The organism is Veillonella sp. LMAG:90, assembly GCF_008679445.1.
In the GTDB taxonomy this organism is placed as follows: Bacteria; Bacillota; Negativicutes; order Veillonellales; family Veillonellaceae; genus Veillonella_A.
Genome location: NZ_NAND01000001.1, coordinates 895,910 through 910,209, shown reverse-complemented (window position 1 = coordinate 910,209; position 14,300 = coordinate 895,910). Strand labels below are relative to the sequence as shown.

At 44.9% G+C, this 14,300-nt stretch carries 13 protein-coding genes; 4 read left to right on the top strand and 9 right to left on the bottom strand.

Features of this window, described 5'->3' with window-relative positions:
• Nucleotides 1-406: 406 nt before the first annotated feature.
• Complete coding sequence (locus tag CCC71_RS03970) at nucleotides 407-1,357, top strand: 2-hydroxyacid dehydrogenase (RefSeq protein ID WP_295828141.1); 951 nt, start codon at nucleotides 407-409, stop codon at nucleotides 1,355-1,357.
• A gap of 126 nt (nucleotides 1,358-1,483) precedes the next feature.
• Here the strand turns inward: CCC71_RS03970 and CCC71_RS03965 are convergent, their stop codons facing one another.
• Nucleotides 1,484-2,179, bottom strand: a complete 696-nt coding sequence (locus CCC71_RS03965; protein ID WP_295828144.1) for an RraA family protein — start codon at nucleotides 2,177-2,179, stop codon at nucleotides 1,484-1,486.
• 193 nt (nucleotides 2,180-2,372) lie between these two features.
• Between CCC71_RS03965 and pyrF the strand changes: the two genes are divergently transcribed.
• Together pyrF and pyrE are read left to right on the top strand one after the other, a co-directional pair.
• Nucleotides 2,373-3,092, top strand: coding sequence for an orotidine-5'-phosphate decarboxylase (gene pyrF, locus CCC71_RS03960; RefSeq protein WP_156703989.1), 720 nt, complete (start codon nucleotides 2,373-2,375; stop codon nucleotides 3,090-3,092).
• The gene (gene pyrE, locus CCC71_RS03955) at nucleotides 3,089-3,676 is read left to right on the top strand and encodes an orotate phosphoribosyltransferase (protein ID WP_156703987.1); all 588 of its coding nucleotides are present in this window, start codon (nucleotides 3,089-3,091) and stop codon (nucleotides 3,674-3,676) included. Before pyrF ends, pyrE begins: the two co-directional genes overlap by 4 nt.
• A 178-nt stretch (nucleotides 3,677-3,854) precedes the next feature.
• On the opposite strand, the gene CCC71_RS03950 is transcribed toward pyrE, so the two are convergent.
• The 6 genes from CCC71_RS03950 to CCC71_RS03925 all read right to left on the bottom strand — a co-directional run bounded on the left by CCC71_RS03950 (nucleotide 3,855) and on the right by CCC71_RS03925 (nucleotide 10,203).
• Nucleotides 3,855-4,259, bottom strand: a complete 405-nt coding sequence (locus tag CCC71_RS03950) for an OsmC family protein (protein ID WP_156703985.1) — start codon at nucleotides 4,257-4,259, stop codon at nucleotides 3,855-3,857.
• 67 nt (nucleotides 4,260-4,326) lie between these two features.
• On the bottom strand, nucleotides 4,327-4,725 hold the full coding sequence (locus tag CCC71_RS03945) for a metal-sensing transcriptional repressor (protein WP_156703983.1): 399 nt from the start codon (nucleotides 4,723-4,725) through the stop codon (nucleotides 4,327-4,329).
• Nucleotides 4,726-4,877: 152 nt separating this feature from the next.
• Nucleotides 4,878-6,572, bottom strand: a complete 1,695-nt coding sequence (locus CCC71_RS03940) for an ABC transporter ATP-binding protein (RefSeq protein ID WP_156703981.1) — start codon at nucleotides 6,570-6,572, stop codon at nucleotides 4,878-4,880.
• 86 nt (nucleotides 6,573-6,658) lie between these two features.
• Nucleotides 6,659-8,227 carry an ABC transporter substrate-binding protein gene (locus CCC71_RS03935; RefSeq protein WP_296333039.1) on the bottom strand — a complete coding sequence of 523 codons (1,569 nt, stop codon included), beginning with the start codon at nucleotides 8,225-8,227 and terminating at the stop codon, nucleotides 6,659-6,661.
• Nucleotides 8,228-8,363: 136 nt separating this feature from the next.
• Nucleotides 8,364-9,197: an ABC transporter permease gene (locus CCC71_RS03930; protein ID WP_296333036.1), complete on the bottom strand. Its 834-nt coding sequence runs from the start codon at nucleotides 9,195-9,197 to the stop codon at nucleotides 8,364-8,366.
• A complete protein-coding gene (locus tag CCC71_RS03925) occupies nucleotides 9,187-10,203 on the bottom strand; it encodes an ABC transporter permease (protein WP_156703975.1) in 1,017 nt (338 codons plus the stop codon). Before CCC71_RS03925 ends, CCC71_RS03930 begins: the two co-directional genes overlap by 11 nt.
• A 313-nt stretch (nucleotides 10,204-10,516) precedes the next feature.
• On the opposite strand from CCC71_RS03925, the gene CCC71_RS03920 reads away from it, so the two are divergent.
• Nucleotides 10,517-11,224 (top strand): class I SAM-dependent methyltransferase, encoded by a 708-nt coding sequence (locus CCC71_RS03920; protein WP_156703973.1) that lies wholly within the window; start codon nucleotides 10,517-10,519, stop codon nucleotides 11,222-11,224.
• A gap of 109 nt (nucleotides 11,225-11,333) precedes the next feature.
• Here CCC71_RS03920 and CCC71_RS03915 read toward each other — a convergent pair whose 3' ends face one another.
• Nucleotides 11,334-12,404 carry an IS1249 family transposase gene (locus CCC71_RS03915; RefSeq protein WP_296333604.1) on the bottom strand — a complete coding sequence of 357 codons (1,071 nt, stop codon included), beginning with the start codon at nucleotides 12,402-12,404 and terminating at the stop codon, nucleotides 11,334-11,336.
• Nucleotides 12,405-12,694: 290 nt separating this feature from the next.
• A complete protein-coding gene (locus tag CCC71_RS03910) occupies nucleotides 12,695-14,101 on the bottom strand; it encodes a pyruvate carboxylase subunit B (protein WP_156705230.1) in 1,407 nt (468 codons plus the stop codon).
• Between the last annotated feature and the right edge of the window lie 199 nt (nucleotides 14,102-14,300).

Sequence of the window (14,300 nt, the reverse complement as noted above, 5' to 3'; positions counted from 1 at the left end):
TCATTATATGCAGTTTATAAAATGTTTATAATTTGTAAATATTTTATTTAAATTTGACGCTTTTTTTACAATTAATCAAACAAAAAAAACATTTAGCGTACCACTATATATAAAATGTTCAAAATGGCGTTAATAGGGTTCTTATTATTGTTAATAATTCTCTTTATAAAAAAAATATATCAAGTTTATTTCACATGATGTACGAGAATTTGCCGGTATACATCATTTTTCAACGCATTCTCAAACATAATTTAATATTATTTTTCATATCCGAGTGAATCACCATGGCTTCGGCACGTTTGTATTCTCCGGTTATTTGGCGTATAATCAAAATTAATAAGAGCTACAATAATATATGTTAGCTGATAACTCTATACATACTCACTAATTTAAACGAGGTGACAATATGAAAATCATCGTAATGGAACCATTAGGCGTATCCGCCGCCAAAATCGAAGAAGTCAGTGCCCCACTTAAAGCAGCCGGCCATGAGTTCTTCTATCCTGAAACGCAGGAATTAGACCAAGCAAAATTATTGGATCGCGTAAAAGACGCGGACGTGTTGATTTTGGCCAATCAGAAATTATCCGGTGACATCATTCGCCAATGCCCGAATCTTAAAATGATTTCTATCGCCTTCACCGGCGTGGATCATGTAGATTTAGACGCCTGCCGCGAACGCAATATTACCGTATGTAACGCCGCCGGCTACTCCACCAACGCCGTAGCTGAGCTCGCTTTTGGTCTTGCCATTTCTGTAATTCGCAATATCGTGCCTTGTGACCACGAAGCACGCCACGAAGGCACCAAAGCCGGTTTGGTAGGTTTTGAACTTTTTGGCAAAACCTTCGGCGTGGTTGGTACCGGTGCTATCGGTCGCCGCGTAGCTGAAATCGCCCTCGCTTTCGGTTGCAAAGTTATTGCCTATAACCGCAGTGAAAAACAAGATCTCATCGATAAAGGCGTTAAATTCGTTACCAAAGAAGAATTATTCCGCGAAGCCGATTTCGTATCTTTGCACACACCGTTAACAGCTGAAACGAAAGGCCTTGTAAATGCCGACATGATTAAGCTCATGAAGCCAACCGCCGTGCTTATCAACACGGCCCGCGGTCCCGTGGTAGATAGCGAAGCCTTAGCGTCCGCCCTTAACGAAGGTCGTCTCGCCGGCGCCGGTATCGATGTATTCGAAACGGAACCACCTATTCCGGCCGACCATCCGCTATGTCATGCTAAAAATACCGTACTCACACCGCACGTAGCTTTCGCCAGCAAAGAAGCACTCGAAACCAGAGCAGATATTGTCATTGAAAATATCAAAGCCTGGGAAGCGGGCAAACCTCAAAACTTGGTATAACTTGATATAACTTGAATCAAAAAAGCAACCGAACTTACATAACACTGTAAGCATCGGTTGCTTTTTATAATCATCGCCCTAAGGTTAATGACTATTTAGTTTTTCAAGTTTTATTCTCAGCCACAATTAATATTGGTCGTCAATAATTTCGGTGCCCTGCTCTTTGAGTGCGTCTTCCACCCATTGACGGTCCGCATCACCGGTCAAGGCTGCATGCACATTAGCGGCATCTTTAGCTTGTATTTTTTTAGCCCCTGCCAAAATCTCTTCCGCATCCTGCCAAGGCACAACGATAACGCCGTCGCGGTCCATAACGACAATATCCCCCGGATTTACGGAAATGCCGCCGCAAGCGATTGGCGTGTTGATTTCACCGGTGCCATCTTTGTAAGGGCCTGCCGGATTGGTACCGTTTGCGTAAACAGGCATGCTCATAGCCTCTACCGCATCACTGTCGCGAATCGGTCCGTCAATTACGAGGCCCGCAATTTGTTTATAAATCGCATAGCCCAGCATGACTTCACCCATGAGCGCCCGATATTCCGTGCCACCGTCATTGGACACCATAATAACATCGCCGGGCTGCGCCATATTGAGAGCTTTATGAATCATTAAGTTATCGCCGCCACGCGTTTTTACCGTCAAAGCACGGCCTACCGTCACCGGTTGTTTAGGTGAAGATTTCAAAGAAACACGCGGATGCAATGCACTGAGGCGCCCCATACAATCCGCCACATTCGCAGCCGGAATCCCCTGATATTCGTTCAATAGTTCATCACTTACCATCGGTCTTTTTAAATACACTCGATTACCTACTGCCACTAGTATCACTCCATTCTTTTGAAAACATCATCACTTTTTGCTATGACTACCTTATATATCTATAATACTGGATATCCTCTCTTTTTTACAAGTAAAAAGAGGTATAATATAGATAAGCACAAATAATTTAGAATTGACTTTACCTCGTTTTTGTGTAAAAATTATTTGAATATATTATCAAAGGAGGCTTACGATGGCAGACGACAGACTTATAGTAGCCCTTGATGTGGCCACCATGGAACAGTTAAAAAACTTGGTGACTACCTTAGGTGACTCCGTATCGTATTACAAAGTGGGCATGGAATTATTTTATGCCGCCGGTGCCGAAACGGTGACGTATTTGCAGGAACAGGGAAAATCCGTATTTCTCGACTTGAAATTGCATGATATTCCAAACACAGTAGCACAGGGGGTAACTTCACTTACTCACTTAGGTGCCAAGCTCATCACCTTGCACAGCCAAGGCGGACCCGTTATGATGGCGGCAGCCGCCAAAGCAGCTACCGAAGCAGCTGAGAAATTACAGGTAGAACGTCCTAAACTCTTGGCCGTAACCGTACTCACCAGTTTTGACGATGATGCTTGGACTGCCATCGGCGGTCAATTACCGATTCGCGATCAGGTAATCCGGTTAGCCAAACTTGCTAAGGAATCCGGCATGGACGGCGTCGTAGCCTCCCCGTTGGAAGCCAAGGCCATCCGCGAAGTGTGCGGCGAGGATTTCCTCATCGTAACGCCAGGCATTCGTCCGAGTTTTGCGGCCGCCAACGACCAGAAGCGCATCGCTACGCCAAAGAGTGCGTTAACCGACGGTGCCTCGAAACTCGTAATCGGTCGACCAATTACCAAAGCCGACAATCCGCAGGAAGCGGTTCGTTTAATTGTTGAAGAAATGGAGGCTGTTCACCCATGATGACAGAACAAGAAGTAAAACAATTATTAATTGACACCAAAGCGATTTTAGAAGGCCATTTTCTTTTGACCTCCGGACTTCACAGCCCTATGTATGTTGAAAAATTCAACGTATTGCAACATCCGAAATATACGGAACGTCTTTGCCAAGAATTGGCCGAACGCTTCAAGGCTCAGAATGTTGAACTCGTTATCGGACCTATGACGGGTGGTATCTTGTTGGCTCACGAAGTAGGTAAAGCTTTGGGCACCCGTGCTATTTTCACCGAACGTGAAAAAGGCGTTATGACCTTACGTCGCGGGTTCCGCATTGAACCGGGCACACGCGTACTCATCGTTGAAGATATCGTAACCACCGGCGGTTCCGTTCGCGAAGTTGTAGACGTAGTAAAAGCTTCTCAAGGCGAAATCGTAGGTGTAGGCCTCTTGGTTAACCGTAGCGGCGGTAAAGCGGACTTCGGTATTCCAAACGATAAAGTGCAGGCTTTATTGAACCTGACCGTACCGACCTACCAGCCGGAAGAATGCCCACTTTGTAAAGATCATGTGCCAATGACTGAACGCGGCAGCAAACATATTAAATAATTGATTATAAACTTATAGGACATTTTGAGTTGGTCTTTAGACCGATAGGATTAGTGTTTATCTAGTCTTATCGGTCTTTTATTTTTTGATTTCAAAGGCGTGCGGACAAAAAAAGCCCTTGCCTGAATTTCAAGCAAGGGCAAGCTACAACTTAAGCGAATATTCTGTTCAAACAACCCTACACGTCATAATTAAACGTAGCAGTCTGTATTACATCATCATTCAAGCTACGGCCAACAACACATTTTTCATGAAGCAAGGTTTCAATTTTACTGCGGTCTTCTTCTTTAACCGCTTGCGGCAAATGGAAGTCAATTTTAATTTCTTTAACTCTAAATTCTTCGGAGCTCACCTCGGTGGCCACTTCGGCATAGGCACCAACGAAATCATAGCCCATTTTACCGCCGATAAGCCCCATAATGGATAGCGCACAAGAAGCAAATGTATCAGCTAACAATTCAACCGGTGAAAACGATTCTTCCAAACCGCCCACATCTTTGCCTACATCAGTAAATACAGTGTGACTCTTTTTAGCGTTTGTTAATTCATTTCTCAAATGTGCCTGCATTACAACTCGTGACATACTGCTACCTCCTTGTGAATAATCTGCCAAGTATCAAATTCAAAAGTTATTATAAAAATAGCTTTCGCTACTTTATAAACCGATCGATAGCTTCATTCAATTTATCAAGGGTTTCCGTATCATTATCTTTTACCGCATCAACGATACAATGCTGAATGTGGTCCTTCATGACAACACGGCTCACACTTTTCACCGCCGAATCAACCGCGGCCAGTTGCACCAACACTTCACTGCAGTCGCGTCCATCCGCCACCATCCGCTTTACCGATTCCAAATGACCGATAATACGTGACAAACGATTCAATACCGCCTTAGTCTGCGTGTGCGAATGCGTATGTCCATGAGTGTTTTCATCTGTATGAGCGTGTTCATGAGAATGTTCATGGCCGTGTATATGTTCATACATCGCCTCATGACTGTGGGCAATGCCTAATTCATGTAATCTATCGTGCTCCGTTTGCGCCACGTAATCACCACCTTGTTTCGTCTGTTATAGATTTATTATAACATATTGCACAAGATGTCTTATTGTAAAATACTATGGTATTGTAAAAACTATGGTATTGCAGTTTTAACTATGGAAATGCAGTTTTAATTATGGCAGTGCAGCTTTAGTATTTACCGTTTAAGTAATGTGCGCGCTTCTGCCAATTGTTTGGTCAACTCGGATTGAGGATTGGTTAAAACAGCTGCCACCGTCCCCGATTCCACAATGCCCCCTTCAGCCAATAAATATATGCGTTCACATAAAGATTCAGCTACCGTTAAGTCATGGGTAATGACTAAACCGGCGAGCTGATTTTTTTGTTTTAAATCATTTAATACGGCTAATACTTCCGCTTGTGTTTGCCCATCCAAAGCAGATGTCATTTCATCACACAAAAGTAAGGACGGATTATTGGCAATAGCCCGCGCCAAAGTGGCTCGCTGACATTCCCCGCCGCTTAACATATGAGGATAGCGCTTGCTGTATGAACTTGGCAAATTCACAGCGCCCAAGAGGGTAGCCACCTGATCTTCGCAGGCTGAAGCAGAACTTGCGGCCGGTGAAAACCGGGCCCTGTCGGCTGCGCCTAAAATAGTGCATTCTTGCGATAAAAACCTGACATTTTGTGCCCCTAAGGATTGCAAAGATTCCGGCTTCACCGGCTTTACCGGCTTATGTTTGATAGCTTCTTCAAGGCTCCATCCGATTGTTTGACGCGGATTAAAAGAACTTTGCGGATCTTGCCAAATCGGCTGGACTATTTGTCCCAACTCAGCAGGCGAATAATTGGCGAGCTCCTTTTCATCATATAAAATCTCACCGTTTAAAGTGGGCTGCCAGCCCAGTAAGCAGCGAAACAAAGTGCTCTTGCCAGCCCCGCTGAGACCAACCAAGGCCACCCATTCACCACGATGAACCGTTAAACTCACATCATGTAATACGGAGTTACTGTCAGCCTCGTAACAGGCTTGGAGATTTTTAATTTCTAAAAGCGGCGCCGCCGCAACGTCTGTTACTGCCACAGCACGATGCGCTTTGTCAGTCGTAGTGATGTCTTCCACGCTAATAGACGCTGAATGATAGCCATCGTTCACAGGAGCCTTCAAATTTGGCAAACGACCGTCCTGCAAATTTGGCAAATGACCGCCCTGCAAACATTGCAGGCGCCCCTCCTTCAATTCATATACGCTGTCACCGATACAGTTTGCCAATTCCTGTTGGTGGGTAACAAACACCAAAGTCAACCCTTCCGATTGCTGCACTTTTTTCAAAAGCTCTACTACTTGCAGTTGACGAACCATGTCTAAGCTCGAAGCCGGCTCATCGGCAATTAGAATATCCGGTTTGGGAAGTAAGGCGAATAATAACGCCACCCGTTGAGCCATACCGCCGGACAATTCAGCGGGATATAAAGATAAGACGTTGAGGTCTAAATCAAGAGCGATGCTCAAGGTTTCAATCCGACTGAGGGCCTCGGCCCAAGCGAGATTAATCGCCTTTGCCACATGACGACATTGCTCTTCAATTGTAAAAAAAGGACTAAAAGAGCTTACGGCGCTTTGCGCTACATAAGTGATGCGTCGGCCTCGTAAATCGTGCCAAGCTTGTTCCGATTTAGGCCAAGAAAGGCCGCATAAAGAAGCCGTTTCATACGTAATCCGGGCATTTTTTGGCAATAAACCCAATAATGTCTTCAATATAGTCGTTTTGCCTGCTCCCGAAGGGCCTACAATAACGGTTGCTTCACCGGCCGCTACGGTAAGATTTACATCTTGTAAGACCGGTTGGCCGCCATAGGCAACTTGTAAATTTTTTAATAAAATCATCGGCTCGGTCAACACATCACCCCCTTTCCGTCATCTCTATAGTTGCACCTTTTTACATATCTGCATTTCTTACATGTCTATATTTTTTACATATCTACATCTTTGTTGAGTTCATAATAATCGGTCGGCGACGCTTTAAAGTTAACTACTTTATGCTTCATAACAAGATTCATTTTAAGATGAGCCACATAAATAAACGCCGCATCATCAAGCACGGTCTGTGTCATTGTTTGAAAAATCGCCTGGCGCTGAGCCGGCTCCGTTGTTTGATCCAGTTGTGCCATCAAATCCTGAATTGCAGGATTGTTATAGTCCCCCACATTGTCCACCGCACCGGCCAGGGCATTAGTCTTAAAGTAGTAAGCGCCTTCACCGGTTGGCGCTGTTACAAAGGCCTTTGCAAATACGTCAAAATTCCCTTGTTTTAAAACACTGCGATACGCATCGGTAGCATTGACTTCGACTTTAATGCCCACCTGTTTAAGCGTAGCTTGCGCGGCTTCCGCCAAAACCGGCAACTCTTGGCGCGACGTATACGTAAGCCAGCGCACGGTCAAGGGCTGACCGTTTTTATCGACATAACCGTCACCGTCCGTATCACGATAGCCGGCATCGGCCAGTATTTTTTTAGCCGCTTCAATATTGAAGTTTGGCGCCGTTACTTTCATATGTCCGAGCGCCGTATTTTCCGGGAACGGACCTACTGCCGCTACTCCATTCCCTTTCAAAAGCACCTTAGCAAACTGTGTTTTGTCGATGCTCATGGCGATGGCTTCACGGACCGCTTTATCCTGCATAGCCGGGCTGTTGAAATTAAAGGCCACTTGATAAACCCGCGAAGTAGGCATCGAGCTGATAGTATAAGCTGAAGCATCCTTAAATAACTCCAAGCTGTTATAAGGTAATCCCTGAGCCGCATCAATATCGCCCTTTTGGAGCGCCATAGTAAGGGTATCGCCTTCCGTGATACGTACCACTTCAACACCATCAAGCTTTGGTTTACCGTCCCAATACGAGTCATTGCGCACAAGGCTTACCGATTTTTCCGTAATATTCGTTGCCTTAAACGGACCTGTTCCCACATATAAACCGTCTTTCGGTTTTTCAGACACATCAATAATAGCACTGTACGGATCCGCCAGATAGGTCAAAAGCACGGTAGCCGGATTAGCCGATTGAATCGTAAGATTTTGACCGTCAGCCACCATCGACTGAATGCCTAAATCCTTAGGCGCCCTGTCATGCACGGCTAGAAGTTCTTCGAAATTAGCCTTCACCGCCTCAGCCGTTAAAGGCTTCCCGTTGGAAAAAGTCACCTTATCCCGAATGTGCAGCTTCACCGTATGCGCATCCACAAACTGCCACGAATCGGCCAACCACGGTTTTACTTCCATGGCATCATTAAAACGCACCAACGTTTCCGCTACACCGTATCGAACGGCGCTCCAGCCTTGATAGGCCTCATGAGGATTTAAACCGGCATTTTCCATAGCCGGTCCATAGGCCGTCGTGCCGTAATGTAACACCTTACCGCCCCCATCGGTATTGCTACTGCCGCAACCACTGATTACCACGGCCATAATGACACAGGCAATGACCGCCATAAGGCGCCTTAAACCTTTTAAATGCGGCTTACCGCATCTGCTCTCATTCATATCCTAAACCTCCAAGCACAAATACCCGATTACCTCACCGTACCGTTTAATAACCAAACTGGAATCTTTCCGCTTGTCAAAAACGATTAAACACACAAACCTTATGTTTCTCAAAAATCTATCATACACCTAAGCCTTATATTTTATCAAAATATTGCCGCAAGTTTTCACCGACATAGTGAAAATACGCCACCGTCACAACGATAGCGCCACCCGGCGCCAGAAGAAGCCACGGCGCGGTTTGCAATAAGCTCCGATTTAGACTGAGCATACTGCCCCATTCAGCCATAGGCGGCATAGCCCCTAACCCCAAAAAGGACAGCCCGGCCAGTTCCATGAGAATCACACCGATATCGAGCACTGCCGTCACCACCAAAGGGCCCGCAATTTTCGGCATAATGTGATAGTAAAAAATACCCCACTTCGTCTGCCCTTGCAAGCTCGCTATCTTGATATACGGTGCTGCTTTGACCTGTAGGGTTAAACTGCGCGCAAGCCGCGCATATTTCGGCCAGGCCACACAAATAAGGGCCAACGCCGCATTGCCCATGCCGCCGCCCAATACGGCGGCAATCGCTAAGGCAAAAACAAGTGACGGCACGGCCAGCGCCACATTAATAAAAAGCGTAATAAGTCGGCTCATAAAACCGCCCATATACGCACTCATAATGCCCAACAACGTTCCCATTACGGCAATCGTCACGGTAATAACAAGGGTTAGCCCTACCGTAACCCGTCCTCCGGCCAGAATACGGGCTACCATATCCCGTCCATATTGGTCGGTCCCCAACCAGTGGGAAGCGCCGGGCCCTTGCAATACTTCGCTTAAAACCTGCTCATAAGGGTCAAAAGGCCATAACACCGGCGCCACAACAAACATAAAAATCATCACGCCAAGGCCGCCCCATAATAACCACTGTATTTTACCAAATTGCTTAACGCCCTGCTTGCCGTCCAAATTATATTTCATGATCGGGCTCCTTCGCATAATGGCGATTCAGCTTTGTTTGCCAAAAATCCGCGCTCCAATTGAGTAAAATATAAAGGGCTGCCAACCAAAGCACATAGGCCTGTAGCACCGGATAATCCCTGGCCGTAATAGCATCAAAGGCCATTTTGCCGACGCCATCCCACATGAAAATAGTCTCCACAATGGTTACGCCGCCCAACAAGGAACCGCAGGATAAGGACACCAGCGCCACTATTGGCCCGGCGATGGCCCTTAAAATATAACGTGAATAAATCATATACCAACTGAGTCCGCTTGTGCGAAGGCCCGTAATATAGGGTTTACTCAGCTCATCTAAGGCTAGGGCCCGAATTTGTTGAATATATTTGGCACTCATGGACCAAACCAAGGTGATTGTCGGCAGAATAAGCGCCGTTGGTTCATTATGACGGGCAATAACCGGTAACCAGTTTAGTTTTAGGGCTACCACATAAAGCAATAATAAGGCGGTAAAAAAATTAGGCATCGTATTACCGAATAAGGTCAGGCTGCGCACCAATTTATCGCCTATACGGCCCTTTTGGTGTGCCGTCCAAAGGCCTGTCGGCACAGCTATTAACAGAGTAACCCCTACAGCCGCTCCCATGAGAAGAAGCGTAGCCGGCAGTTTTGACCACAGCAAAGAACTGACCGCTTCCCCGGTTACCATAGATTGGCCGAAATCGCCCTGTAAGACGCCCCAAAGCCAGCGGCCATATTGCAACCATATAGGCGCCGTTAAGCCCAGTTCAGCCCTTTTTTCAGCTTGTGCCTCTATAGATAAGCTCTGCTGCCTCGAAAAAACTTGATCTACCACATCATCGTTAGTGAGTTGCATCAGGCCGAAGGTAAGGGTCGCTACTACCCACAGCACCCCGATTACCTGCAAAATAGATTGACCGTATTTGATACCTGTGCGCCATGATGAATTGGGGCGATGAAGTGAAGCAAGCCCAGATTGCTTAGTCCTCTTTTTGTCTTCTGACATCACGGCACCTCCTTACATGAATCCTTCTTTTTACTGCGTTAAAATATACTGTCGGTTTTAAAAGCATAGCTAGTGAACTTAGCGGTACCAAAGTACCCATTATTCATCTTCTTCATATTAGTGTACCTACTATTCATCACTTTGAAAAGCCCACCTAGGGGATACTTTTTTCAAAAATAACCCCCACCCCCGCTTATATCTCGCTTGATTTTCCTCTATACTGTTCTATAGAAATATTTTTGCCTATAGTAAAGACCGGCCTAAGTTCCGGCCATTATGAAACACGATAAGGATTAATAAACAGGAGTCTGTCATGGATATAACAAAACGAATTGAATCCTACTGGGATAAACGAAGCGATGCCTTTAACGAGCTGCGCCTTCAGGAACTAAAAAGCCCCAATGCCAAAGCGTGGCACGCCTTATTGGCTCAGCATATTCCCTTAGAGCGACCGATTCGCATCCTTGATGTAGGCACAGGCACCGGCTTTTTTACTTTCTTGCTCTGTCATCACGGTCATACTGTAACGGGCATCGATATGTCGCAGCAAATGGTGAATCACGCCCGTCAAAACGCCGCCACCTTTCACAGCACGGCGACCTTTGAAAAAATGGACGCTACTAAACTCAGTTATGAAAACGGTACCTTTGATGCCGTCTTAAGCCGTAATCTCACTTGGACCTTACCGGATCCGAAAGCAGCCTACACCGAATGGCTTCGCGTCCTGAAACCAAAGGGCGTCATCCTCAACTTCGATTCCGACTACGGCAAAACTACCTTTGCCCGCAATGAAGGTCACGTTCATGCCAATGTAGACAGTCAGATTCTCGATGAATGTACGGCCATTAAAAACAGTCTCACCATCAGTCAAGAGACTCGCCCCGCGTGGGACCTAAAAACCTGCAAACAACTGGGGGCTCACGAAGTCAGTCTCGTGCCCGATGTACGCCCCTATGTACAACAAGATATGAGTTTACAATACGAAGAAATTCCTATTTTCATGATGCGCGTTGTAAAATAACAGCAGCTCTCCCGGCGTGGTCTTAACCACAACAAGGAGAGCTGTTTTCATAATTAAAATAACCATGTTACTCGGCTTATAGGACAAAAAGTGTGTGTGGCTTTTTTAGTTAATCCCAATAAATTGGAAATTCCGTGGACAAATGGAACTCATTCCAAACAATGGCATCCCCCCATTGCGGTAAGATATTATCAACACGGTTATTCCGCATTATCCTACGGTAAGTAGCAGCGATTGTTTTATCTGTAGGCATACATTTTAATATTTCAGCAACAGGAAGCGGTCTAGGTGAGTGCTCGTAACACCACCAATAGACCGCTTTTAATCGTCTTTCTAAGGATAACCCTCTATGATCTCGTAACATACCCCTAAGTTGCGCATTAACGCCTCCTTCCAGTCGATTGTTCGTTGTAGGTACGGTAATATCTACAAATGTCAGGTAGGTAAATAGAGTGTCATCTCTAATTAATCGTAAAAGTCCTGCCTCAGCTTTTAAGAGGCGTTCATGAGTAGCCCTTTTATTCCCATTTTCGTCGACTGTCATTTCACGTAAGAAGTCATCAAACTCTTCTCTCCAAGCTAATAATCCATCAATCCAAGTATAAGCATCATCTATCGATTGAATCTTAAATAAACGCTTTGCTAGCTCATATAAAGCCTTGCCGGCTATTGTTTTTGGTGCAGAAGTGGTATACCTTCTTACTTGTGCAAAAACATGAAATAAGCAGCGTTGATGGTTACTTGTCGGCCACCTCTTTGCTAAGGCCTTAGAAAATCCAGAACCGCCATCTGAGATAACAACACGCGGAGGAGCTCTACATGCATACCAGCCTAACACATGATCCTTACTACAACAAATAAGTACACAGAGCTTACGCGTTAGGTATATGCCATCAAAGTAAAGCACATCATATACTTCCTCAATCTTTGGAGGAAGGCACCATATGGACCAAAATTTAGCAGTTTTACGTCTAAATGTACGCCCGCCTCCAGGCATATCCTGCTGCAACTGTTTACTAAATAACCATTTCAAAAACAGCTTTAGATCATGACTATCGGTGTTAATTTTATTAGTGAAAGCGACTTTACAGTGCTTACAAAACCATCGCTGAGAACCGGATTTCAATATACCGTGTTTTATACATTTTCGACCACAATCAGGGCAAACTACTTGTTTAATATTAATCATCCTCCTATTTATGTTTTTATTTAGGAAGATATAATACCATTTTAGTCAGTAGTTATGTGGGTTCACGCATGTTTTTACACACACTATTTGTCCACCCTTTATCTTTGTCAAAAAAAGATAAAAGTGCTACAAACCCAGTATCTATCTAGGTTTGTAGCACTTTCTACACACACTTTTTGTCCTATAACTCTGTTACTCAAGGTTCCGTACAAACAGCACGGTCTTTAAGCAACATGGTATTTATTTTACTGACCAAAGTCAGCTAAGTTCAATGGTACAAATTATTCGCGTGGAAGGTCGATTTCTTTAAGAATAACTTGTTTGCTGTGTTTTTCGAAGAACTGTAAAGCTACTTCTGGGAACATAGCATAGGACAATACGTCTTCATCAGTGAAATTCTGGTAACCAAGTTCACCCAATTTCTGACGATACATTTCCAATTCAGGTTGGATAAGGTCAGCTGGACGGCAAGTAATAGGTTCTTCGTCGCCGATGATTTTCTTACGAATATCTTCGCTGATAGGAGCCGGTAAACGACCATATTTACCGCGTACCAAGTCTTTAACTTCGCTAGGAGTCATAGTGTAACGTTCCATTCCGTTTGCCATAAAGTTAACGTTCATCATAGCCATAGTACCAACGATCTGGCTGGTAGGAGTTACCAATGGAGGGTAACCGAGTTCGGCACGAACTTTAGGCATTTCGTTCATAACATCAAAGAATTTGTCAGCCATGCCCATTTCACGAAGCTGGTTCTGAGTGTTGGACAACATGCCGCCAGGAATCTGGTAATGACGAACTTCAGGTAATACTTCATGAGCCGGAGTAATACCGAATTCATCAGCGATTTCTTTGCGAACGCCACGGAAGTATTCAGCCAATTCACGAAGAGCGGCTAAATCCAAACCGGTGTCATATTCAGTACCGCGGAACATTTCAACGATACTTTCAGTTGCAGGCTGGGAAGTTGCATGACCGAATGGGCTTAAAGCTGTATCGATTACGTCAACACCGGCTTCAACTGCTTTTAAGTAAGTAGCGCTGGCAAGACCGCAAGTGAAGTGACTGTGTAAGTCGATCATCATGTCGTCGCCCAATGCTTTTTTAAGATCCTGAATCAAGGATAGTGCATCGTATGGAGCCAACAAACCGGACATATCTTTAATACATAAAGAATCCATGCCCATTTCTTTCAATTCTTTGGCGACATCAACGAACATCTGGTTGGTGTGTACAGGGCTGATAGTGTAAACCATAGTACCTTGTACATGAACGCCTGCTTTTTTACCTGCTTTAATAGCAGCTTCCATGTTGCGAGGGTCGTTCAAAGCATCGAAAATACGGATACGATCGATACCGTTTTCTTTAGCTTTTTTAACGAATGCTTCTACTACATCATCAGCATAGTGTTTGTAGCCCAATAAGTTCTGGCCACGTAACAACATCTGCAATGGAGTATTTTTAAGATGAGCTTTTAACGTGCGAAGACGTTGCCATGGATCTTCGTCCAAGAAACGAAGGCAGCTGTCAAATGTTGCGCCGCCCCAACATTCCAATGCTTCATAACCTACCGCATCCAATTTTTCCAATACAGGCAACATCTGGCTGGTACGCATACGAGTTGCCAAAATGGACTGATGACCATCGCGGAGGACGGTTTCCATGATTCTTACTTTTTTCGCTTTCATAACTCCTTCTCCTTCACTGTCGAGATGAATTGTTCACTGCCACTCCATAAAACCTTCCACATTTTACAGATGTTAACAATCCATATCCTCTAAAATTACGCTTATGACGAATACCTGCTGTCTACCTCAGGGCAGTCTCTGTATTCGTCTCACATATCTATTAGACTACTAATGACTTTCTTTGTCAACATATTTACAA